A 2,231-nucleotide genomic window follows, 5' to 3' on the forward strand; every position below is an offset into this window, starting at 1 on the left:
CCAGCCGTTCAGCATGCCGGATCAGATCCTCGCGGCATTCGTCACCGACGATGACGACGGCAATCTGAACAACGGGACGCCTCACTACGACGCCCTCTGCGTCGGAGCCACGAACCACGGCTTCGATTGTCCGGAGCGGTTCATCATCGACATCGCCCATGAGCACCTGGATGCCACCGAAGAGGGGGGCGTCCCCTTCACGGTCGATGCGCAGGTAGAGGGATATGTCGCGCCGATCGATCCGACGAAGGTCTGGATGGACTACGCCGTCGACGGTGGCGCGTGGGTGCGCGTCGAGATGACGAACGTGGCGGGCGATCACTGGCAGGCCGTCATCCCGGGGCAATCGCAGCCGGCGGCGATCACGTACTATCTGCACGCCGAGGATCTCGAGGGAAACACCCAGGAGAGTCCGATCGCCGGCGCCAGCGATCCCCACCATGTCGAGGTCGGCTATCTCGTCGAGCCGTTCGAGGCGGGCGATGCCGGCTTCACCGTGGGCGACACGGGAGACAACGCGACGACAGGCATCTGGGTTCGGGTGGACCCGAACGGGACGCTCGCGCAGCCCGAGAACGACGACACGGGGGCGGGGACGCACTGCTGGGTGACCGGCCAGGGGGCCGTCGGCGGCGGGGCGGGGGACGCCGATGTCGACGGCGGGAAGACGACGCTCAAGAGCGCCGTCTACGACCTCACCGGCGCCTCCATCGCCGTGCTCAAGTACTGGCGCTGGTTCTCGAACGACAAGGGGAACAACCCCGGGACCGACGCGTGGGTTGTGCAGGTGAACAACAACGGAGGGGCCTGGACAAACATCGAGAACACGACGGCCTCGTCCAACGCGTGGGTTCAGCGGGAGGTCGACCTCGCGGCTCTCTATGGCGAGGGTCTCGGTCAAGTTCAGGTGAAGTTCATCGCCACCGATAACTCGCCCGGATCTCTGATCGAGGCGGCGGTCGATGACCTTGTCCTGCTCGTCCGCCTCGCCAGCGGTGCCGAGGAGGATGCGGCCCGGAACGCGCGCTTCGCGCTTCACGAAGTCCGGCCGAATCCGGTTCACTCGACCGCGTCGATCCGGTACGAGACGGCGACCGGGTCGCTCGTTTCCCTCTCGGTCCACGACGTCTCCGGCCGCCTGGTGCGCCGAATTCACGATGGCCTGGCTGTCGGCTCGGGCACGCATGATGCCGTCTGGGACGGCAGGGACGATGGCGGCCGGCGGGTCGGCAGCGGCGTCTACTTCATCCGCTTCAAGTCGGCGGGGCTGATCGCGACGCGTCCCGTCGTCGTCACGCGCTAGAGGCTCATTCTCCGCGCGCTCCGGGATCGGGGGGGCGACTGCTCCCCCCGATCCGGAGCGAGAAAATCCGGCACGCGCGCGCGCGTGCCGATACTCTTCGCGGGCCCCGGGCAGCCGTCCGCTCCGGCGCGCGACAGCGTGGAGGAGCTTGACGGCGCCGTCGGTCGAATCTATCTTGTTGGGATTGCAGCGTATCGGAGGATCCTAGGGGCGCATGGCGGGAAGCGGCAGGAAGAAGAAGAGTAGAGGCGTTCGCCTCGCCGTCCTGGCGGGGTTCGTGGCGGTGGTTCTTGTCGTTCTCTTCACGGTGCGAAGGGATCCCGAGCCCACATCCTCCATGCTCACGGCCGAGCAGTATCTGAATCTGGCCCGCCTCTCGGGCGCCGACGTCGACGCCGCGGAGACCTTCGAGCAGGCTTGCCGCCGCGTGCGGGATGCCCGATCGGAGATGATGCGGCAGTATGGACGTCCCGCCTTCCTGCGCGACTATGGGCACACGCGAAGGATCATCATCGAGGGGAGCAAGCTCGTCGCGCAGGCGATCGAGGAAGCGCGCACCGAGGCGGCGAGTCGCGAGGCGCGTCTCCAGGAGGAGATCGCTGCCATCGAGGCCGAGGTCGACGAGGTGCGCCTCCTGCTCCTGCGGCTCCCGCCCCGATACCATCGCGCCCTGCGGCATGTCGTCTCCGCGGAGAGCCGCGTCACGGCGGCGCAGACGAAGCTCACCGCCAAGGAGAGCCGCGAGGCCCTCGAGAGCATGCAGCTCGCGCGCGGCGAGGTGAGTCTCGCCATGCGCGACGTTCGAGGCCTCCTGCTTGGCTTCCTCTCGCGCAGGCAAGAGTGGGAGGCCGATCTGCAGAACACGCTGGACTGGTCGCGTCGGACCGGTGGAACGGCCTTCGTGGTCGACAAGCTGAACCACCGCGGG

The 2,231-nt window shown here is 67.6% G+C and carries 2 protein-coding genes; both read left to right on the forward strand.

Features of this window, described 5'->3' with window-relative positions:
• The coding region (locus tag FJY88_13745) for a T9SS type A sorting domain-containing protein (GenBank protein MBM3288389.1) at window positions 1-1,303 on the forward strand (1,303 nt) is incomplete at its 5' end.
• Window positions 1,304-1,517: 214 nt separating this feature from the next.
• Window positions 1,518-2,231, forward strand: a 714-nt coding sequence (locus FJY88_13750; protein ID MBM3288390.1) for a hypothetical protein, incomplete at its 3' end; no start/stop codon positions are given.

It is taken from the genome of Candidatus Eisenbacteria bacterium (assembly GCA_016867495.1).
Lineage (GTDB): Bacteria > Eisenbacteria > RBG-16-71-46 > CAIMUX01 > VGJL01 > VGJL01.